This window comes from Arthrobacter sp. fls2-241-R2A-172, assembly GCF_030208885.1.
Taxonomy (GTDB): Bacteria; Actinomycetota; Actinomycetes; order Actinomycetales; family Micrococcaceae; genus Arthrobacter.
Map to the genome: position 1 here is coordinate 413,078 of NZ_JARVTB010000003.1, position 20,204 is coordinate 433,281.

Genomic DNA, 20,204 nt, shown 5'->3' on the forward strand with positions numbered 1-20,204 from the left:
AAACCCGGGGGGCAGTGCTACGTGCCCCGGCCGCATGGCCGGGGCACGTCTAACTACAGCTCGCCGATGGCGGAAACAAGGGCCGCCTGGCCCTCGTCGAGCTTGTACGAAAGGCCAATGACGGCAACTCGACCATCTTCAATGGCGTCCGAAATCACACGCGAGCTGTCCGCCAGTCGCTCGGCAGTCTGCTTGACGTGTTCCACCACCATGTCGTTGACGTCTTCCTGGCCGTTGCGCTTGGCCGTGAGCACCGAGGGGGTGATGCGCTCCACGAGGTCCCGGATGAAGCCCGGAGGCATCTCGCCGGTTTCCACCGCGCTCTTGGTGGCCGTGACAGCTCCGCAGCTGTCGTGGCCCAGGATGGCGATCAGGGGAACCTTGAGTTCGCTGATGCTGTACTCGAGGGAGCCCAGGACGGCATCATCAATCACCTGCCCGGCCGTGCGAACCACGAAGGCATCGCCAAGGCCGAGGTCGAAAATGATTTCGGCCGCAAGCCGGGAATCCGCGCAGCCAAAAATGACAGCAAAAGGATTCTGGCCCTCAAGGAGTGAGGAGCGACGCGAGGCATCCTGGTTGGGATGGCGCGATTCGCCCGATACAAAGCGTTCATTGCCCTCGCGAAGGCGTTGCCAAGCCAGGGCTGGAGTCAGTTTAGTAGGCACCTTATTACCTTACGATGCAGGTGCGGCGCCCTGTGAAACTGTTGCGCAGTTGGGCGCTGATCCTACGGCTTGGCTGACGCGGTGGGAGCCGGGGCCTGGTCGGCGGACTTAACGACGGCGGCGGCGAGCGTTGCGAACTCGTCAAGGCTGGCTGTGCCGCTCAGGATCAGCGTGGTGCCGCGGTATTCCAGCACCATGCTGCGCTTGTCCTTCCCGGAGTCCCGCAGTTCCCAGTCCTGGCCGCCTGCGTTGCGTGTACCGGTGACCGGCAGGTTGCCCGTCTGCTGCAAAATCCAGGTGGGGTTGGCCTGTTTGGTCTGGGTGAGGCCGATGAAAGCCTCCTTGGGAGTCAGGTAGCCCACTTCCCAAGTGGGTACTCCGCTGCCCGTTCCGGACTCCCATCTGGCGTAGTTGGGAGTGAATGTGTCGCCGGTATCCGGGGTAACCGGTGTGAATCCCGCCACATCCGTGGCGTTCCTTGCGATGGAAGCCACGTCCACAGGCGGCCTGAAGCCTTCGCCTTTCGGTGCCGGGTTCATCAGGACGATCGGAAGGAATGCCAGGACGCAGACCAGCAGCGCAATGACCATACCGATGACCGAAGCGTTGGCCCGCTTGGCAGCTTTCGCCGCGATGACGGGTTTGTACGGTGCATCCGGGGCAGCCTGGTCCTGGGTTTGGTTGGCCTCTGCAGCATCGGAGGGGTTGTCCGCTGCGGGCTTGTCCTGCGTTTCACTCACCACTCAATGATCCCTTATCGGAGCAGGGAACACACATCCGGCCACCTCACCACCGTTATTGCGGTCGGTAGTCATTCAACGACCCCAAGTGGATGCGGCGACTATGATCGTTGGTAGAGGAACCCCGGGTTGCCCCGTGCAACCATGTCCGGTCCCGTGAATCGTCACTCGAAGAAGAGGTTCAAGTGTCTCCTGCACCAATGACCCAGCAGTATTCCACGATTTCGCCGTCGCTCGCCGTCGGCATCGACGAACCCGACCGCAACCTTGCGCTTGAACTCGTCCGTGTCACCGAAGCCGCGGCAATTGCCGGTGGCCACTGGGTAGGTTTCGGCGACAAGAACAAGGCAGACGGCGCGGCCGTCGATGCCATGCGTTCGTTCCTTCACACCGTCCACTTCAATGGCGTCGTGGTGATTGGTGAAGGCGAAAAAGATGAAGCCCCCATGCTGTTCAACGGCGAACAGGTTGGTGACGGCACCGGCCCCGAGTGCGACGTCGCCGTGGACCCCATCGACGGAACCCGCCTCACCGCCCTGGGCATCAACAACGCCCTGGCAGTACTGGCAGTTGCCGAGCGCGGATCCATGTTCGACCCCTCCGCCGTGTTCTACATGGAGAAGCTCGTCACCGGCCCTGAAGCTGCCGACATGGTTGACCTCCGCCTGCCGGTCAAGCAGAACCTGCACCTGATCGCCAAGGCCAAGGGCGTGAAGGTCAACCAGCTCAACGTCATGATCCTGGACCGTGACCGGCACCGTCCGCTCGTGGAGGAAATCCGCGAAGCGGGCGCGCGCACCAAGTTCATCATGGACGGCGATGTCGCCGGTGCCATCGCCGCAGCCCGTTCCGGGACCGGCGTAGATGCCCTCATGGGTATCGGCGGAACTCCGGAAGGCATCGTTGCCGCATGTGCCATCAAGTCACTCGGCGGCGTCATCCAGGGCCGCCTGTGGCCGACGTCGGACGACGAGAAGCAGAAGGCCATCGACGCCGGACACGACCTCGACCGCGTCCTGTCCACCAATGACCTCGTCACCTCGGACAACTGCTACTTCGCAGCGACCGGCATCACCGACGGTGACCTCCTCCACGGTGTGCGTTACCAGAAGGACCGCGTCCTGACGCAGTCCATCGTGATGCGCTCCAAGTCCGGGACCGTGCGCTTCGTTGACGCCGAGCACCACGCATCCAAGTGGGAGACGTACGCGCGCAAGGCGTAATCCCCTCACCTAACAGAAGGACGGCGAGCATTGCTCGGCGGTTATCTCCTCGTACCTCGTCGATTTGATGCCGCTGTCGCGATACTCGCCGTCCTTCTTTGTGTCAGGCGCAGGTTACGGCTGGCGCGCGTTTTTGTGGGAAAGAGATGCTCAGCGGAGTTTGTCGCGGAGCTTCCTGGCCAGCTGGTAGGCGCTGTAGCGGAGTTTGTTCACTGGGAGGTCCCAGGTTCCGGGGTAGGAGACTTCGCGGCCTCCGAAGGATTTCTTGAAGGACGTGAAGCCGGCCCATTTGTGGTCCGGCTGGTCCTCGGGTGCCACGCCCCACAGGTCCACGTGCTTGAGGCCCTTTTCCTTGGCGTCGGCCATCAAAGTGACCAGAAGCGGGATCCCTGCGCTGAGTTTGCGGTGGGTGTCGTCCAAGGCAGCGTGTGCGTACACGCGGGTGTCCGACGAATCGTACGCGAAAGCAGCAGCGATCGGCTCGCCCTCCAACTCCGCGATAAACAGCGTACCGGCGCCGGCGGGGAGCAAAGAAGCTGCCACCTGGGTGAGGTACTCATCGCTTTGGGGCTTGAAGCCGTTGCGGGCTGCCGTCAGGTGGAGGAAGTGCAACAGCACCGAAATGTCGGCGGGATCCTGGGACGCCCGGAAGGTGACGCCCTTCTTGTGGATGTTCCGGTACAGGTTCCGGTTGGTCGGCTTCATCCCGGCCAGGACATCCTTGAAGTCACCCTCGAGGTCCACAATCCAACTCAGCTCGGGCTGCTGGTTGACCGGAGCGGGCCGCAAGCCGCGTGCGCGGAGGAGGGGACCGGCGTCGGACGCTGTGAAACCGGCGGCAGCAGGCTCCATGCGCACGAAGACCGCACGTTCGCTCTTGGCCAGGGCCACCAGGGCTTCCGTTGCGGCATCGAAAGCTTCCACCGACTCAGCGACCGGACCGTACGGGGAGTACATGACCTTGCCCGCGGGGTTCTTCTCCTCGATGGCGAGGAAGCTCCAGCCCCGGCCCGACTGTTCATGGACGCGACGGCCCAAGGCACGCTGGACGTCGGCCCACGCTGGGGTTTGCAGGAAAAACTCCATGGATCAGTTCCCCAGCCCTGTGGTAACGGCGAAGGCAACACTGGTTTCCGTGGCACCCTGGATCGGGTGCACGTTCACGGGCGCCTCAATGTCCGGAATGAAGGCCGCGCCACCGCGCTGGAGCTGCAGATCGCTCTTGGGGGAATCCAGCAGTACCTCACCAGAGACCACCACGACGACGGCGGGCCCGGTCTGCGCCAGCGGCACCGGTTCTGCCCCGGGAGCAAGTTCAATGCGCTGCAGCTGGAACTCCGTGAACGGCGGGCGATAGAGTTCCTGCCCGAATTCGGTGCCGCTCGCCTCGACACGGGGAACCCCCAGTGCCTCGAAGCGGACGGTCTTCAGCAGTTCCGGGACATCGACGTGCTTGGGTGTCAGCCCGCCACGCAACACGTTGTCCGAGGACGCCATCACTTCCACACCCAGTCCATGGAGGTAGGCGTGGACGTTGCCGGCGGGCAGGTAGACCACCTCGCCGGGCTCCAGTGAAACGAGGTTCAGGAGGAGCGAAATGAGCACTCCAGGATCCCCTGGGAAGGCTTCGTTGATGTCCAGGAGCGCACCCAGCACGTCCTCATGGGGTTCCTTGGGCGCTCCCGAGCGGAGGACAGCTTCGACCTCGACAACGGCCTCCGAGACCTTCCGGCCACCCTCGATCAAGCGGGTAAAGGCTGCCTTCAGTGCTGCCGGTTCCTCGGACTGCCCCAGGTCGGCGATGACACCGGTGATGATGTCCGGGACATCCATGGCGGCGGAGGCCATGCACGCCGCAAGGTGCTCGAAAACCTGTCGTGCGGAGGCAGCCGACCTGAACCCGCACAACGCCTGGAACGGAGTCAACGCAAAGATCAGCTCCGGCTTGTGGTTGTCGTCCCGGTAGTTCCGTTCAGCGGAATCGGCAGGCAGCCCGGCCGCGTTCTCACGCGCATAGCCCTCACGCGCTTGCTCAAGGCTGGGGTGCACCTGGAGGGACAGCGGTTGCTCGGCGGCCAGGATTTTGGTCAGGAACGGAAGCCGCGGCCCGAACGCTTCGAGGCTTTCATTCCCGAGGAAATGCCGGGGATTGGAGGCAATCAAAGCATCCAGCGGCTCGGTCACACCGTTGGGGTGTATCGCCGTTGAGGGAGAATCCGGGTGCGCCCCAATCCATAGTTCCGCTTCCGGCCCGCCCGAGGCCGGCCGACCCAACAAGTCTGCGATCGCCGTCGTAGACCCCCAGACGTAGGGCCGCAAAACATTCTCAATCTGGTACACGGAAGAAGGTCCTTATCGTTGCGCTGGACGTGGTGGTTGAACGACAGCCGGGCTTAGAGCGGTGCGCATTGCCCGTTGGTGGCCACGAGGTCGCGGATACCTTGCTCATCGCCCTGGGCCTTGAGGCCGTTCAACAACTCAATGGTGATGGGCGTGCCGTCCGGAGTGGTGGTCACCGGGGTGAAATCCGCCGACGGCGACGGGAGTTGGCTTGCCGGGAGGCGCGCCGGTACCGGGCCCGCGGCGGCGGCACCGGCAGGCGTGCCGGTGGGGGAGACGACGGCGTCATCCGCTTTGGGGCTGTTGGAGGACTTCAGGAGTTCCTGGACCTTGGAGTGGATCAGGTCAAAGTCGGGAACGGTGGAGAACGACGCATCGAAGTCCGGAGGTCCGATGGTCAGCCGTTTGACGGGCTGGTTCTTGGACTTCAGGGCAAGATCGACAAAGCTGCCGAGCTGGTTTGAGGAAATGTTCGAGTCAACCACTTTGGTGCCGGCGTTGGCGATGTCCTCGAACTTGGTCAGCAGGGTTGCAGGATCCAGTTGCTTGAGCATGGCTTGCTGCACGCACTGTTGGCGTGCGATCCGGGCGTAGTCGTCCACGAATTCGCGGGACCGTCCGTACCACAGGGCATGGAAGCCGTCCAGGTGCTGGTCACCGGCCGGGATCCAGCCGTCGGGCATGCCGTGGATACCGTGGGCTTCGTCAGTGACAGGGCCGCTGATAGGTACCCAGCCCCCGGCCTTGATGCGGATTCCGCCCATGGCGTCGATGAGTTTTGCGAAGCCGTCCATGTCCACCAGGACGTAGGCCTGCACCGTGATCCCCAAGGTTCCGGAAACGGCCTCAAGGGTGGCTTGTGCACCTGGGTCGGATACGCCCGGGTACAGGTTCTGGTAGTTGTTGGTGACCTCGGTGTTGACGGCGTTGATGAGGCATTCATCGCCGCAGTTGTAGCCGTCGGGGTAGATCTTGCGCATGGGCGAGCCCTCGCTGAACTGCGCATTCTGGAGGTTTCGGGGGACCGAGATGATGGCGCTTTCGCCCGTCTTCGCGTCGACACTGATGACGGAGAGGCTGTCCGGTCGACGGCCCGTCCGGTCATCGCCGGCGTCCCCGCCCATCATCAGGAAGTTGTAGCGCCCGTCCACGGGATCGATGGCGGGACCGGCGTCGAAGATGCTGCCGATCGCATTGCGGCTCACGTTCAGGACGTACGCGATGTATCCCAGCGAGCCACTGGCCACCACCGTGGATACGACCAGCACGACGGCGATGATGGGCCGCATCCCCGGCGCCAGGAGGTTGGGCCTGATGATCCTCAACGTGTTGAGGAACAGATAGGCCCAACCCAGCGCCAAGGCCACCAACACCACAATGACCAGCAGGGAACCAACAGGGTGCGTGACGATGCTGAGCAGCAGGGTCCGGTTTACTAGGGCGATGACGAGGGTCAGCAGCGCCACGGCCCACACAGTCAGGGTGACGCGCAACGCCATGCGGCCCAGCTTGCGGTCGCCGGCAACGATCTGCGCGCTGCCGGGGATGAAGAGAGTCAGGAGTACCAGCACGAAGGCGCGTTTGGTCCGCACCGGAGCGCTGGCTCCGGCGGGGTAGCGGACAGGATCAGTCAGTGCGTTACCCGGCTGATTCGGTGTCTTGTGCATGGTAGTCATCCGCTGCCTTCCTAGCGGATGCTCCGTGCGGAAGCGTTGGCAGGCGAGAAAACCTCTTCCACTTTGTGGCGCAGGTTTTCGCCCTTCTTGGTGGCAACGTCGTTCAGCTCCTGGGCGAAGGCCAGCAGGTCCGCGCGGAGCTTCGAGGCGAGGTCGTCCGTGCCCGATGCCAGCATTCGCACCGCAAGGAGTCCGGCGTTGCGGGCTCCAGCGATCGATACCGTGGCTACGGGAACGCCCGCAGGCATCTGCACGATGGACAGCAGGGAGTCCATGCCGTCGAGGGTTTTCAGGGGGACGGGCACACCGATCACAGGCAGCGGCGTCACCGATGCCAGCATGCCGGGCAGGTGTGCAGCGCCACCAGCGCCGGCAATGATGACCCGGAGGCCGCGTTCGTGGGCCGTCTGCCCGTACCGGATCATTTCGGTGGGCATTCGGTGCGCCGAGACGACGTCTGCCTCGAAGGGAATGCCGAATTCGGCAAGGGCGTCCGCGGCGGCCTCCATGACGGGCCAGTCCGAGTCGGAGCCCATGACGAGCCCTACCAGCGGGGCAGTTGTACCGGAGGTCATACGGTCTCCTCAAGAGTGGTCTGTTCAGGCTTGCGGCCGTCACGGATGATGTTTGCCACGGCTGTGGCACGCTCGCGGACGGAGTCGACGTCGGAGGTCGACGTGCCGACCAGGTTCACATGCCCGATCTTCCGGCCGGGCCGGACGGACTTGCCATACGAGTGGACCTTGGCGGCAGGCTCGTAGGCGAGGGCCATGGGGAAGGCGTTGAAGAGATCCTGGTTGTCGCCGCCCAGGAAGTTCTTCATGACCGTGACGGCGGCCAAGGCATCCGTGGCGCCGAGGGGAAGATCCAGGACAGCCCGGAGGTGCTGTTCGAACTGGCTGGTGATGGATCCATCCTGCGTCCAGTGCCCGGTGTTGTGGGGGCGCATGGCCAGTTCGTTGATCAGGAAGCCTGCCCCGACGCCGGGCGTTTCAAACAATTCGGCTGCCATGACGCCGGTGACGCCGAGCTCGTTGGCTATGCGGAGGGCAGCTTCCTCTGCGGCGGCAGCCACCTCGAGGGAAATGTTCTGGGCCGGTGCGATCACTTCATCGCAGACGCCATCCACCTGGATGGTGTGCACCACGGGCCACGCCCGGGACTCGCCGCTGGGGGTGCGGGCCACCAGGGCTGAGAGTTCGCGGCTGAACTCCACCTTGGCTTCGGCCAGCAGCGGGCTCATGGCCTGGAACCAGTCGCCGGTCTCCTGCGCTTCGTCCGCGGAGTCGATGATCCTGACGCCCTTGCCGTCGTATCCGCCCCTCGGCGTTTTCAGCACCACGGGCCAACCGATGCGGTCGCCGAAGGCCACCAATTCGTCAACCGTGTGCACGGCGGACCACTCGGGGTTGGGCAGTCCAAGCCGATCGATGGCGGCCCGCATGACCAGCTTGTCCTGGGCGTTCACCAGGGCATCCGGCCCGGGCTGGACATTCACGCCGGCATCCAACAGCGCCTGGAGGTGCCCGGTAGGAACGTGTTCGTGGTCAAAGGTCAGCACGTCCACGCCACGGGAGAACTCGAGGAGCGTGTCCAGATCCTTGTAGTCGCCGACCGGGGCCGAGGCCACCGCGGCAACGGCGGAAACGTCCTCGGCTTCAGCCAAAACGCGGAGTTCGAAGCCCAGTGCGGTAGCGGGCGGAGCCATCATTCGTGCGAGTTGGCCGCCGCCAACAACGCCAATTACTGGAAAAGTCACAATGTTCAGCCTACCGAACAGGCAGCGGGATCACTGATTCTGGCGCTCTATTGCCTGCCTTTTGGTGGCGCGCACGGTCTTCTATGGGTGTTCTCACAGGCTGTTCCCGGGCACCGCCGCCAAATCGGCGCTAAAATAAATTTGGCCCATCGGCCCATCTTCAACGGCCATGGAGGGTCATGATAACCACACTTGCAGATCGCATCCGCGGACTTGCCTCGCTTTTCTGGCGCGAGGTAGCCAAGTTCGGCGCCGTCGGCGGTGTTGCCTTCGTCATTGACTCGGCCGTCTTCATCTGGCTCTTTTCGGGCCCTATGCACGGCAGTGAGGTGTGGGCCAAGGCTCTCGCGACCATTGTTGCAAGCGTGTTCTCCTGGGTAGCCAACCGCTTCTGGACTTTCCGCCACCGCAAGCAGGCCAATGTTGTCCGCGAAGCCGTGTTGTTCGCCGTCATGAACATCGTTGGGCTTTTGATCGCTTCAGGATGCGTGTGGTTCGCCAAGTACATCCTGGACCTGAACGACAAGCCGTCGTTGTTCATCGCCGGCAGCGTCGTGGGCCTCATCCTTGGCACCATCTTCCGCTTCTTCGCCTACCGCTTCTGGGTCTTCAACGAGGAACTGGATGCCGAGCCGGAGTTCTCGCACGATCACGAGATCATCGAAGGACACCCCAAGCAGAGGAACGGCGAGACCGCCAGCCCTGCGACCGGCGAACTTCCCATCAAAAAAGCCTGACCGCTAGTCCTCGCGTTTCAGCGTTGTGTGACGCGTTCGTTTTCCAGCAGGTGTTCGGTGACGTCCACTGCCGGGTGAACCAGGACCACTGATCCGTCCTGCTTCCATGCACCCAACGACGCGGACAAGCCTTCTTCCAAACCGTCGGCGGCGCGTACCAGGAGGCGGACCCCCGGCTCCTGGGTGGCAGCAAATCCGTCGATCAGTTCGGCGTGCGCGTGTGCCGTTGTGCTGCGGACCGCAGGCAGATCACCGTCGGGTTCGTTATGTGCCATGAAGACGTCACCGTGGGAGCGGACTTCCGCGGCGTAGTCCACGACGCCGGCGGCCAACTCGCCGGGCCACCGCATGGCGAGTGCCGCAAGCGGGACCGCCACGACCGCGTCGAAGCCGGCCCCGGCGCCGTCGTCGGGCTTGTCCGTAACAAGAAGGTCAGCTGACGAATCGTCAAACACGACTTCCAGCCCGAGCTGCCAAGCAGCCAAGGCCCACACGAACGACTTCCAGTGGGCTGGGAGGTCCAGCCGGACGGCCATGCCCGGTTCGGCGTCCAGCTCGTCCTGCAGGAGGTTGCTGGTCTTGGCCACCCAGTTATCCAAAACGCGGCCCGAAAGTTCCACGCGCTCGGAGTCCGGTCCGTACCAAGTGAGTCGGGGTGAGGTTGCGTGGCCGGACCTCAGGGCGGTCATCAGGTTCGCTGCCGGGATAGTCATAGGCCCATCTTGCCACGCTGCAATTATGTGGACGCGGGGCGTTGTGAATTGAAGCACACCACACGCGGCCGGGCTGAAGGACAGCCCTCCTTCGGTGGTCAAATTTCCGCAGGAATTCAATGAACGTTCACGTAAATCGATCCGACACTCCCAGTTTTTCGCCGCGAAACGCCGCGGCGCGGAGAAAATCTTGGGCGTGGCGCATCCCACGTTTCTACAGATTCTTGATTATTATCCCGGCGCGGCTTGACTGTCGGTAGTTACACGCGTGTAATTAGTAATCAACGCCGCTGCACAGAGGACCGGAACGCCACCGGGAATCGGAAATACATCCAAGCAGCAGCTGCAAACTCAGGAGGGACGCCATGGGGCAAGCGTTGCGTATCCAGGAAGATGCAGTCGTCGCAGAACATGCGTCGGTGAAATACCGTTCACGGGAAGTACCGGGAGACTGGTACGTCGATCCCGCGGATCCGGAAGCGGCAGACCGCTACAACCAGAATGTGCAGCAATCCCTGGAGGACCAGGCAACTGCCCTCCTGGCCGCACATGAAGCACTGATCGGGGACCTGCCTGCTGGGCCGGACGATGACGTTGACGACCCTCCCATGGAGTTGCGTCGTCCGCTGGAGACCCCGGGGCAACCCGTGTGGATCGGCCTCCCCAGCCAGGGTGACTTCGATGACGAAGGTGAGCTCGGCTGGCAGACAGATGCGCTCTGTGCGCAAACCGACCCTGAAGCGTTCTTCCCCGAGAAGGGCGGATCGACGAGGGATGCCAAGAAGGTCTGCGGGGCGTGCAATGTCCGCTCGCAGTGCCTTGAGTACGCCCTGGCAAATGACGAACGGTTCGGTATTTGGGGCGGCCTCTCTGAGCGGGAACGTCGTCGGCTAAGGAAGCGAGCGGTCTAATTCTCAAGGAAGTGCATGTTACCGCCGTCGTGGTTGCCCACGACGGCGGAAACTATCTCCCCAGGACCTTGGCGGCATTGTCGAACCAGACGCGTTCGGCAGATGCCGCCATTGGCATTGATACAGGTTCCACGGATAACTCGCAGGCGTTGCTTCGCGAAGCGTTCGGAACCGGCAACGTCACCACTTTCACGCAACCGAAGTCCGGCTTCGGCGCGGCCGTCCAGGCGGGCTTGAACGAACTTGCCCCCGCCCAGGACGCAGCCGAAGGCGGCACGCAGGGATCCGTCCAATGGATCTGGCTCCTTCACGACGACGCTGCACCTGCGCCGGACGCGCTGGCGGAACTGCTCCACGCCGTCGAACGTGCTCCGTCCGTCACGGTAGCCGGCTGCAAGCAGCTCGGATGGGATAACGAACGGCACCTTGTTGATGTGGGTCTGTCGACCAGCCGCTGGGCCGAACGCCTGACGTTGATCGACGCCGATGAAGTGGACCAAGGACAATACGACGCGCGGACTGACACGTTCGCCGTGAACTCTGCGGGCATGCTGATCCGACGTGACATCTGGGAGCAGCTGCAGGGCTTCGACCCCGCCCTTCCAGGCAGCGGCGACGACGTCGACTTCTGCTGGCGCAACTGGCTCGCGGGAAATCGTGTGGTGGTGGTCCCCAGCGCCCGCATGTTCCATGTGGAGCACAGGCCGCACGGTTTGGGTACCTCCTCCGCGGCCAGGAAAGCGCAGATTCACTTACGGCTCAAGCACACCCCGTGGTGGAACGTGCCCTTCCAGGCAATCGGTGCCTTGTTCGGTGCGGTGGTCCGGTTGCTGCTCAGCATCCTGGTCAAGGAGCCGGGTTACGGGTTCTCCCAATTCACCTCCACGGTGGCTGCCCTGTTCCGTCCCGGCGCAATCGCCAGGGGCCGCCGGGTAGCGGCCAGGACACGGCGTGTACACCGCTCCGTGATCCGTGGCCTGCAAACCTCCACGCGAGACGTGAGGGCCAACCGGCGCTCCCTGCTGGAGGCCATACGTCCCGGCGATGAGTCCTCCGCCGTCTCCGACCTCCTGGCTCCGGAGCCGAGTGGAGATGCCGCCGATGACTTCGCGGCACTGGCAACCAATGAACGCGGCTGGGTGGGCACGGGTGCCGTCGCTGCTGCGGTCCTGGCCCTTGCCGCGGCCTTGGTAGGCCTTCTGGGATTGCTGCGCTCCGGCGCGGTGGCCGGTGGGGGACTCCTGCCCCTTTCTGCGCTCCCCGGAGACATCTGGGCCAATGCGTCCACCTGGTGGATCTCCTTGGGGGCAGGGCTGCCCGGCCATGGTGATCCGTTTGGATACGTGCTGTGGCTGTTGTCGCTGTTCGGCGGTGGGGATGGAAATTCCGCCATGGTTTGGCTGCTCATCCTGGCCATGCCGCTCTCAGGGCTTGGGGCTTGGTTCGCCGCAGGCGCACTGACCACGAAACGGCGTTTCCGCACCGTTGCCGCCCTTGCCTGGTCCGCCGCGCCTGCGCTCCAGATCGCCATCAACCAGGGACGACTTGGTGCCTTGGTGGCGCACATGATGATGCCCCTGCTGCTCCTGGCGCTCTTGCGCGCCTCCGGATCCGCTATCGGTCAAGGACCGGCCTCTGGTAACTCCGCACTCACTCGGAAGCCTGCTCCGATCCTGGGTAAGCCCGGTATCAACGGAACGCCGTCCTGGACGGCCGGCGCTGCGGCTGGCCTTGCGATGGCAGTGGTCACCTCGGCCGCGCCGTCGCTGCTTGGCCCGATCGCCGTCGCAGTGATCCTCTCCGCCGTGGTTCTTGGACAGCGGGGCAAGACGCTGTGGTGGTCGCTCCTGCCCACTATTGCCTTGTTCCTGCCGTACGGAATTTCCGTACTGGACAGGCCACGTTCGTTGCTCGCTGACCCGGGCCTGCCCCTCACTTTTGAAGCGGCACCGCTGTGGCAGCAGTTCCTGGGGCAACCGCTGGCGTTCAGTATCGACGGCGGCCTGAACGGTTTGGCCTTCTTTGGTCCGGGTTCTGTACCGTGGGCGCTGATCCTGGCTTTGCTCATCAGCGCGCCCATCCTGGTCCTGGCCGTGACCGCCCTGTTCCTTCCCGGTAAACGCAGCGCAATGGCCAGGGTCTTCTGGCTGGCGGCCTTGGCTACCTTGGCGGCCAGCTGGCTGGTCGGTCACGTCGCCACTGGCGTCAACGGCAACGTGATGGTGGGCCCTTTCACCGGCCCGGCTGTCTCCGCTGCTGGGATGTTGCTGCTCGGTGCCGGGATCATCGGTGCCGACAAACTCTTTACAGCGCGCCGCCGGACTCCTGATTCACAGCGGGCGAAGCTTCCGCTGCGCCGGATTTCCTCAGCCGTGGTCATGACGCTCCTCGTCGCCGGCCCCTTGGCGGGCCTGGGTGCCTGGGTTTCCCAGAACGTCCTGCAGCCTGCACCCATAGCAGGCGGGGCGGTCCCTAACACGGCTACACATCCGACGTCGGCCCTTGGCTCCGCTCGCCTGGTCCGGCCAGTGGACACCGGCACGCTGCCGGCCACCGCCGTCGACCGCGGGATTGGTCCGGAACGGACGCGGACGCTGGTTATCACCAGTGGTGAGGAGGGTGCCTTCACGTCATCCCTGATGCGTGGATCGGGAACCACCTTGGACAGCCTGTCCACCATTGCTTCCGCACGGACAATCATTGGTGCTCCGGGACGTGAGGAGATCACGGCTGACGACGCCGCAACCACGTCCCTCCGCAGGGCAGTAGCCACGATTGTGGCGAGCACCGGTGTGGATCCGCGGCCGGACCTGGAACAGCTTGGCGCGGGTTTCGTCGTCCTCAAGGCGGCCGACAATGCCGCCCAGCTGACTGCCAGCAGGATCGACGCCGTTCCCGGCCTTGTTGCTGTGGGGCAGACCGACGCCGGATGGTTGTGGCGCGTAACGCCGCGGAACCAGCCGGCGGCTACTGCTGCGGACACGACACACCGCGTAAGGATTATCGACGCCAAGGGGGCAGTAGCCAGTTCCTTGCCCTCCGAAGAAGTCTCCGTTGACGCCGACGTGGCGCCAGGGGACGAGGGCCGCAAAGTGGTGCTGGCTGAACGTGCCGATCCAGGCTGGTCCGCATCGCTGGATGGCCGCCAGTTGACCTCCACGACGTCCGGCTGGGCGCAGGCTTTTGAACTTCCTGCCACGGGCGGAAACCTCGAAGTGCGTTATACGAATCCGTGGGCTGTATGGTTCGGCATACTGCAGGCAGTGGTGATCGGTTTGACGCTCCTGCTGGCCGTTCCAATGCCTGCGCGCCGCACCCGAACCGGCATGTCGAGGGACGAAGTTTCCCTCCGTAAGGAGTACAGCAGTGTCTGACGACCGGAAGAAAGTGCCTGACGAAGCCACTGATGTCCCGGTGCCCAGGAAGTCCCGCGCCGATAAGGACGGCGACGCCGGCAGTTCCCGAAGCACCGGCAAGGGCGCCCGAAGCTCCAGGAAGGGCGTCGTCACGGGGGCGCTCTCCGCCGTGGTCATCCTGGCCGCTGGCGGCGGCGCGGTTGCTGCCGCGTCGATGATGCCCGAGCCGTCCGGTGGCACCACCCTGGCTTTCCGACAGGCAGATGTCCCGGCGGGACGTGCCCTGGGTGTCTGTCCTGAACCGGCCCGGTTGGTCAACGGAACGGTAGTCGGCACGGATGCCGACTTCAGCCCGGTATCCACCACAGCCACCAGCGCGCTCAATGCCGTGGTGCTGAGCAACCCGGCAGGTACCGTTCCCGGAAGCAAGATAACCTCGCTGGGCGGCGGCACAGTGGCGGAGATCGCCAAGGCGCCCACCAGCAGCCCCACGCCCACATCCGGTCCGCCGGTGTTGTCCGCCGGCGTGGCGTCCATCAGCCCCGTCACAGGAGAATCAGTGGTGGGCGCAGATGCGCTGGGGAACGAACAAGCATCCTTGGCTGCGAACCTCAGCTATTCGGCCACGGACGGGGACCTGCGTGGCCTGGCGTCTGCCCAATGCCAGCAGCCAGGAAATGATGCCTGGCTGCTGGGTGCGAACACCGCTGTCGGCCGCACCGCCGTCCTGAACCTGAGCAATGCCTCCGAAACTCCCGCCACCGTGAACCTGGAGCTCTTTGGCCACCAGGGACAAATCCAGGCGCCCGGAGCGCGGGGGCTCCTGGTAGCCCCCGGAACGACCCGCTCGGTCAACCTCGCCGGCCTTGCCCCGAATGAAGCGCAGCTGGCCGTCCATGTACGCAGCACCGGAGGTCCTGTGGCTGGGACCATCCAGCAGAGCGTGCTGCGCGGGCTCGCCCCGGGCGGAGTTGAGTACCTCTCGCCAGGAGCTGGCCCGTCCAACCTGCAGGTCATGTCCGGCGTCGACATCCAGGATCCTGCCGCTGCGAAAGCGCTGGCTGGCAAGTCGGGGTTTGCTGATGCCGTACCTGCACTCCAGATAGCTGTTCCGGGATCCACGGACGCCGTGGTGCAGGTCAGCCTTTACGGAGCGAATGGTGAACGCAAGGTACCCAACGGGGGAGTAGTGACGGTGAAGGGTGGTTCCGTGGCCACGCTGAACCTTGACGGCGTTCCTGCCGGAAGTTACACCGTCAAAGCCACCTCCGACGTCTCGTTCGTGGCGTCGACCAGGATCACGCGGGGTGCCAAGCCGGAGGACGCGACTGACTTCGCATGGTCGCCGGCGTCAGCCCGCCTGGGCAGCCAGCACTTGGTTGCTGTTCCTCGCGATGGCCAACGGTTCCTCAGCTTTGGCGTGCCCGACGGCCGTGCCACAGTGAGCTACGCTCCCGTGACGGCCGACGGAAAAATCGGCAAGGCCGTGGACGTGGATATGAGCGGCGGAACAACGTCCATGATCGAGCTCCCGGCAAAATCCGGCGACGCCATAGTGGCCGGATACGTTGTCTCGGCTTCCGGTGATCCCGTCTACGGCGCCCTTGTCCTGGGAAAGCAGGGACGTTCGGACGTGTCTGTGGTGGCGATCCAGGACGCAGCGGCGGGACTTGAAAAGGTTCCCGTTTCGGTGGGTTACTAGGCAGCGCTCCCGAGCCTGCCGTCGTCGTTATTGATAGCGGCGACGGTAGACCGGGTCGAGCGTTTCCGGTGGCACACCGAGCATTTCGGCTGTGTACTCCACCACGACGTCGTGGACCAGGTCCTGGAGCTCTTCACGCGTGCTGGCGCCTTGAACCACCACCCTGCGGTAAATGGTGATCATGGGCGCTTCGCCGCGGCCCCCGGGAGTGTAGGAGCCCATGGGAGCGGTGCCACCCGTAGCGAGCAACTGCTCCAGGTCCGGTGGGATTTCATCGACTGCGAAGAGCACTCCGTCCAACTGCTTGCCCCACATGTCCTGCAGGCGCTCCGCGGAGTCCAGCACCATGTCGTCAAAGCGCTCTGAGCGGGTACGGAAACCGGGCAGATTGGCAAGCATCAGTTCACCGCGCAGCCCCCGTCCGTGGCGGTTGCGCCTGCGGCGCCGAAAGCTCCGCACGCCCGTGCCTGCGTGTTCCCCGGCCTGGTCGCCATCCGCGTCAGTCCACCGGATGGTGAAACCGGGGATATGTGGCTGTGACTGCATATATCGACTTTAGTACCGGGCGACCGCCAGCGCGACATCACCGCCACCAGCGCGCCGCAGCTGTTCCCGGTAAACGGAGTAGGCAAGCCACGGACGGCCAATGCGCACTTTGGGTGGCACGAGGCGCTAATCTGGGATGTTGTGGGTGCTATTCGTCAATGTTCCAGGTCGGCCTGCCGCCAGTCCGCGGTGGCTACTTTGACGTACGTCTACGCGGATTCGACAGCGGTCCTGGGTCCTCTCGCCACTTATGCGGAACCCCATGCCTATGACCTGTGTTCGCAGCACGCCGAAAGCCTGACCGTGCCGCGGGGATGGGAAGTGCTTCGGCTGGCGATGCCCACCACTCCGCCCCAGCCCGGGCCCGACGATTTGCTCGCACTCGCCAACGCCGTCCGCGAGGCGGCCTCCGCAGCCCCGGAGGCGCCGGTACGCCACAACCATGCGCACATGGAACCGCGGGCCGGTACCGAAGGCACACGACGCGGTCACCTGCGGATCCTTCGCGAACCGTCCTGATCGGGTACCCCAAGGCAGGGGTCGCAAATCGTCGCGGTGCTCCAAACGGCGCGAACGTGCGCGGTAGTCTGGAATCTGCAGATTAACCAGCCAGCGGCGCCGGGCGGCGCCACCCAGGGAGCATCATTCATGCCAAAGGTCAGTCCTGAACTGTTGTCCATCCTGCGCTGTCCCGTGACGGGTTCACCGCTGGTCCAGGAGGGCGACGAGTTGGTTGCCTCCGTCGCCGCGGCGGACGGCGAAAAGCTCCGCTACTCGATCGAGGACGGCATTCCGCTTCTCCTGCCGCCGGAATTGTTGGCCGCTGCCCACGCAGCGACGTCCGGCCAGCACGATTCCAAGGCGTAACACCCTCTTTTCACCAAACCCGCACGGTACCCAAAGGATTTCCATGACTTTTGATTTCAAAGTGGCCGACATCACCCTTGCGGAGGCAGGTCGCCACCAGATCCGCCTCGCCGAGCACGAAATGCCCGGGCTTATGTCTCTTCGGGAGGAATTCGGTGCTTCCCAGCCGCTGAAGGGCGCACGCATCGCAGGGTCGTTGCACATGACCGTGCAGACGGCCGTGCTCATTGAGACCCTCACAGCCTTGGGCGCCGAGGTTCGATGGGCTTCCTGCAACATCTTCTCCACCCAGGACGAAGCAGCCGCCGCCGTCGTCGTCGGTAAAGGCACGCCGGAAGACCCGCAGGGTGTCCCGGTCTTCGCGTGGAAGGGCGAAACGCTCGAGGAATACTGGTGGACTGCCGAGCAGATCCTTACCTGGCCCGGCGCGGAAACCAACCCGGAGTTGGGTCCCAACATGATCCTCGACGACGGCGGCGACGCAACGCTGCTGCTGCACAAGGGCGTCGAATTCGAAGCAGCGGGCGCAGTCCCGACCGCTGCGGAGACTGACCCCGAGGAGTACGTCCTGATCCTCGACCTCCTCCGCAGGACCCTCGAAACCGACCCGCAGAAGTGGACCCGCCTGGCCGCCCGGATCGAGGGCGTCACCGAGGAAACAACCACCGGCGTGCACCGCCTCTACCAGTTGGCCGAGCAGGGCAAACTCTTGTTCCCGGCCATCAACGTCAACGACTCCGTCACCAAGAGCAAGTTCGACAACAAGTACGGCATCCGCCACTCCCTCCCGGACGGAATCAACCGTGCCACCGACGTCCTCATGGGCGGTAAGGTCGCCGTCGTCTGTGGATATGGCGACGTCGGCAAGGGTGCCGCCGAGGCGCTGCGCGGACAGGGTTCGCGGGTCATCGTCACGGAGATCGACCCCATCTGTGCCCTGCAGGCAGCCATGGACGGCTACCAGGTGGCCAAGCTGGAATCGGTACTCGCGCAGGGTGACATCTTCATCACCACCACGGGCAACAAGGACGTGATCCTGGCCGAGCACATGCTGGGCATGAAGAACAAGGCCATTGTGGGCAACATCGGCCACTTCGACAACGAGATCGACATTGCGGGCCTTGCGAAGATTCCGGGTGTGAAAAAGGTCGAGATCAAGCCGCAGGTCCACGAGTGGGTCTTCGACGCCGGGACCCACACTGAGCGCTCCATCATCGTCCTGTCCGAAGGCCGCCTGCTGAACCTGGGCAACGCCACCGGCCACCCGTCGTTCGTGATGAGCAACTCCTTCGCCAACCAGACAATCGCCCAGATTGAACTGTGGACCAAGAGGGACCAGCCGGCAGGGGCGCGCGAATACCAGAAGCAGGTCTACGTCCTCCCCAAGATCCTGGACGAGAAAGTCGCACGGCTCCACCTGGACGCCCTGGGCGTTGAACTGACCGAGCTGAGCAAGGAGCAGGCCGACTACCTCGACCTGGACGTTGCCGGTCCTTACAAGCCGGAGCACTACCGCTACTAAGCGGTGGTGGATCACAGATTCGCTGTTGAAAGGCCGGCACGCGTCCAGCGTGGCCGGCCTTTCGGCTAGAATTGGGTGTTCAGTATTGCTTGCCGGGGGACAGGAAGACAGGAACCATGACGGAAGTCGCCAAACGCAAAACGGGCAAGATCCTTGCCATTGTGGGGATCTGCGCGGCCATCGCCGTGGGCGGGATTGGCGTGGCTACCGTTCCAGGCCTGCTGGCTGGATCCAGCCAAAATGCCGGCTCCGCGGCCTCACCCACTCCCACGGTTGAAGCCAAGCCCGTTGAGCTGGGTATCACGCCCCTTGACGGTGCGGTGGAATGGAACCCCGTGGTTGGGCCGCAGATCAAGGCGGTCAACGGCAAGGTCAAGGACGTGGTGCTGACGCCGGTTGGCGGCGGTGCGCCTGTGCAGGGGAAGACCAGCCCGGACGGCAGTACCTGGACCACGCTTGAGGTGCTGAAGTTCAAGACCCAGTACTCCTATTCCTTCACCGTGGTGGATACTGCGGGCAAGGAAACCAAGAAGAACCAAACCTTCACCACAGTTTCCGCGGCATACGAGGCCGACGCCTCCATTTACCCGCGCAACGGTTCAACGGCCGGCTCCGGCCAGCCGATCGAAATCAACTTCAGCGAGCCCGTCCTCGATAAGGCAGCCATGGAGAAGCGGGTTGCCATCACAGTGTCCTCCGGCCAACCTGTCGCGTGGCACTGGTACTCCGACAAGAAAGTGCGGATCCGTCCTGAGGCTTTCTGGGCCTCGGGCAGCACCGTCACCGTCGACATGAAGCTCCTTGGCGTGGATTTCGGCAACAAGATGATCGGCAACGGGAATGTCGTGTCCACGTTCACCACGGGGCCCCAGCGCGTCGCCGTGGTGGACGACACCACCAAGACCATGAATGTCTATTCGGATGGCCAGTTGGTGCACACAGCGCCGGTCTCCCTGGGAGGCGAAGATTGGTTGTCGCCCACGGGGTACGCCGTCATCCTGGAACAGGAACGCAAATCCAACTTCAACGCCGGCAGCATCGGCCTGAAGCCCGGGGACAAGGGCTACTACGCGCCCATGGTGGTGGACTACGCCAACCGCCTCACCTGGTCCGGAGTGTACGTACACCAAGCCCTTGAACCTGCTTGGGGCGCCATAGGTCGCGTGAACGTCTCCCATGGCTGCGTGGGTTTGTTGCCGGATGATGCCGCCTGGTTCTTCAACAACATGAAGACCGGAGATGTTGTCCAGATCCTGAACACCGGGGCACCTGCCGTGGAGCCCCTGGAAGGCTTCGGGGACTGGAACATCCCGTGGGCCAGCTACGCCCAGCGATAGTTCCGGTTGTAGGATCAAGTCAGTGATTATTTCCTGCATGCTTTGACCCATTCCTCAGGCGCCCACCCAGTGTTGGTCCTCCATTTTGTGCTGCCCTTTGTGGTGAT

General features: G+C 63.9%; 18 protein-coding genes. 9 read left to right on the plus strand and 9 right to left on the minus strand.

The features are described 5' to 3' along the window. Nucleotides 1-53: 53 nt before the first annotated feature. Nucleotides 54-668: a carbonic anhydrase gene (locus QRM57_RS07460; RefSeq protein WP_235519330.1), complete on the minus strand. Its 615-nt coding sequence runs from the start codon at nt 666-668 to the stop codon at nt 54-56. A gap of 62 nt (nt 669-730) precedes the next feature. Beyond that, the gene (locus QRM57_RS07465) at nt 731-1,408 is read right to left on the minus strand and encodes a DUF4245 domain-containing protein (RefSeq protein ID WP_284986120.1); all 678 of its coding nucleotides are present in this window, start codon (nt 1,406-1,408) and stop codon (nt 731-733) included. A gap of 200 nt (nt 1,409-1,608) precedes the next feature. Here QRM57_RS07465 and glpX point away from each other — a divergent pair, with 200 nt between their 5' ends. After that, a complete protein-coding gene (glpX, locus tag QRM57_RS07470; RefSeq protein WP_235519334.1) occupies nt 1,609-2,631 on the plus strand; it encodes a class II fructose-bisphosphatase in 1,023 nt (340 codons plus the stop codon). A gap of 150 nt (nt 2,632-2,781) precedes the next feature. On the opposite strand, the gene QRM57_RS07475 is transcribed toward glpX, so the two are convergent. Genes QRM57_RS07475 through QRM57_RS07495 form a run of 5 tightly spaced genes read right to left on the minus strand, consistent with a single transcriptional unit; the run spans nt 2,782 to nt 8,406 of the window. Further along, nucleotides 2,782-3,717 (minus strand): lipid II:glycine glycyltransferase FemX, encoded by a 936-nt coding sequence (locus QRM57_RS07475; RefSeq protein WP_284986121.1) that lies wholly within the window; start codon nt 3,715-3,717, stop codon nt 2,782-2,784. A 3-nt stretch (nt 3,718-3,720) separates the two neighbouring features. Continuing rightward, nucleotides 3,721-4,971, minus strand: a complete 1,251-nt coding sequence (gene manA, locus QRM57_RS07480) for a mannose-6-phosphate isomerase, class I (RefSeq protein WP_284986122.1) — start codon at nt 4,969-4,971, stop codon at nt 3,721-3,723. Between the two features lie 53 nt (nt 4,972-5,024). Continuing rightward, nucleotides 5,025-6,647, minus strand: a complete 1,623-nt coding sequence (locus tag QRM57_RS07485; RefSeq protein WP_284986123.1) for an LCP family protein — start codon at nt 6,645-6,647, stop codon at nt 5,025-5,027. 11 nt (nt 6,648-6,658) lie between these two features. Further along, nucleotides 6,659-7,222, minus strand: coding sequence for a 5-(carboxyamino)imidazole ribonucleotide mutase (gene purE, locus QRM57_RS07490; protein WP_257368666.1), 564 nt, complete (start codon nt 7,220-7,222; stop codon nt 6,659-6,661). Next, entirely contained in the window at nt 7,219-8,406 is a 1,188-nt protein-coding gene (locus tag QRM57_RS07495; protein ID WP_284986124.1) for a 5-(carboxyamino)imidazole ribonucleotide synthase, read from the minus strand. The genes purE and QRM57_RS07495 overlap by 4 nt, the downstream gene beginning before the upstream one ends. A gap of 179 nt (nt 8,407-8,585) precedes the next feature. On the opposite strand from QRM57_RS07495, the gene QRM57_RS07500 reads away from it, so the two are divergent. Then, nucleotides 8,586-9,143 (plus strand): GtrA family protein, encoded by a 558-nt coding sequence (locus tag QRM57_RS07500; protein ID WP_257368663.1) that lies wholly within the window; start codon nt 8,586-8,588, stop codon nt 9,141-9,143. 17 nt (nt 9,144-9,160) lie between these two features. On the opposite strand, the gene QRM57_RS07505 is transcribed toward QRM57_RS07500, so the two are convergent. Then, entirely contained in the window at nt 9,161-9,856 is a 696-nt protein-coding gene (locus tag QRM57_RS07505; RefSeq protein WP_284986125.1) for a TIGR03089 family protein, read from the minus strand. Between the two features lie 365 nt (nt 9,857-10,221). On the opposite strand from QRM57_RS07505, the gene QRM57_RS07510 reads away from it, so the two are divergent. Genes QRM57_RS07510 through QRM57_RS07520 form a run of 3 tightly spaced genes read left to right on the plus strand, consistent with a single transcriptional unit; the run spans nt 10,222 to nt 15,825 of the window. After that, nucleotides 10,222-10,767, plus strand: a complete 546-nt coding sequence (locus tag QRM57_RS07510; RefSeq protein WP_211713163.1) for a WhiB family transcriptional regulator — start codon at nt 10,222-10,224, stop codon at nt 10,765-10,767. Between the two features lie 11 nt (nt 10,768-10,778). Continuing rightward, complete coding sequence (locus QRM57_RS07515) at nt 10,779-14,141, plus strand: glycosyltransferase (protein WP_284986126.1); 3,363 nt, start codon at nt 10,779-10,781, stop codon at nt 14,139-14,141. Beyond that, nucleotides 14,134-15,825, plus strand: a complete 1,692-nt coding sequence (locus tag QRM57_RS07520) for a DUF5719 family protein (protein WP_257368657.1) — start codon at nt 14,134-14,136, stop codon at nt 15,823-15,825. The genes QRM57_RS07515 and QRM57_RS07520 overlap by 8 nt, the downstream gene beginning before the upstream one ends. Nucleotides 15,826-15,852: 27 nt before the next feature. On the opposite strand, the gene QRM57_RS07525 is transcribed toward QRM57_RS07520, so the two are convergent. Continuing rightward, nucleotides 15,853-16,371 (minus strand): metallopeptidase family protein, encoded by a 519-nt coding sequence (locus QRM57_RS07525; RefSeq protein WP_284986127.1) that lies wholly within the window; start codon nt 16,369-16,371, stop codon nt 15,853-15,855. Between the two features lie 141 nt (nt 16,372-16,512). On the opposite strand from QRM57_RS07525, the gene QRM57_RS07530 reads away from it, so the two are divergent. The 4 genes from QRM57_RS07530 (at nt 16,513) to QRM57_RS07545 (ending at nt 20,097) form a co-directional block, all read left to right on the plus strand. Next, the gene (locus QRM57_RS07530) at nt 16,513-16,890 is read left to right on the plus strand and encodes a DUF3499 domain-containing protein (protein ID WP_284986128.1); all 378 of its coding nucleotides are present in this window, start codon (nt 16,513-16,515) and stop codon (nt 16,888-16,890) included. Nucleotides 16,891-17,019: 129 nt separating this feature from the next. Then, nucleotides 17,020-17,238 (plus strand): Trm112 family protein, encoded by a 219-nt coding sequence (locus QRM57_RS07535; RefSeq protein WP_257368651.1) that lies wholly within the window; start codon nt 17,020-17,022, stop codon nt 17,236-17,238. Between the two features lie 43 nt (nt 17,239-17,281). Then, complete coding sequence (ahcY, locus tag QRM57_RS07540; RefSeq protein WP_284986129.1) at nt 17,282-18,760, plus strand: adenosylhomocysteinase; 1,479 nt, start codon at nt 17,282-17,284, stop codon at nt 18,758-18,760. 116 nt (nt 18,761-18,876) lie between these two features. Continuing rightward, nucleotides 18,877-20,097, plus strand: coding sequence for a L,D-transpeptidase (locus QRM57_RS07545; RefSeq protein ID WP_257368648.1), 1,221 nt, complete (start codon nt 18,877-18,879; stop codon nt 20,095-20,097). Nucleotides 20,098-20,204: the final 107 nt, after the last annotated feature.